The sequence below is a fragment of the Streptomyces sp. CWNU-52B genome, assembly GCF_047444975.1.
Classification (GTDB): Bacteria; Actinomycetota; Actinomycetes; order Streptomycetales; family Streptomycetaceae; genus Streptomyces.
In genome coordinates this window covers 1-509 of the sequence record NZ_JBLFJV010000071.1, presented here as the reverse complement: position 1 = coordinate 509, position 509 = coordinate 1, and the positions used below count along the sequence as shown (strand labels likewise).

Annotated in this window: 1 protein-coding gene; it reads left to right on the top strand. The window is 66.8% G+C overall.

Annotated elements, in window-relative coordinates; genetic code table 11:
- A partial coding sequence (locus ACLVWQ_RS40440) for a contact-dependent growth inhibition system immunity protein (protein ID WP_414114332.1) occupies positions 1 to 376 on the top strand: 376 nt, incomplete at its 5' end.
- Positions 377 to 509 lie beyond the last annotated feature (133 nt).

Genomic DNA, 509 nt, shown 5'->3' with positions numbered 1-509 from the left:
TGACCGTTCCCTTGAGGAGCTTGAGCGCGACCGTTGGTCGGTCCCGTCGGGCGGTGAAACCCGGCTGATGGCGACCGTGCGCGGGCTTCGGCGCAAGCCGATCGGTGGCCTGACGGTTGAGGACATGCGGTTGCTGATCAGGCAAGACGTGGGCCTTGCCTATCTCCTGCCCCTGGCGGTGGAGGTTCTCCGGGTCGACCCACTGGCGGAAGGCGACATGTACGAGGGCGATCTGCTGGCCGCCGTGCTCACCAGAAGTGCGGAAGTCTGGAGCGAGTCCCCTGAACTTGAGCGGGATGTCCGCCTGATCGTCTCGGAGTTGGCCGACGTGCCGCCTACCCTGAAAAGTGTGGTTGAGGGGTTTTTGGCTCTGTAGCTCGCCGACAGCAGCTGTCATGGCGAGGGGCCGGCAGGTTGGCTACGGGGAGTGCCGCACGAGCGGTCGTGGGCCGGGACGCGTCGCAGCACGGCCCCGGGTGAGCCGACGGACCATGACGCCGATCATGGCC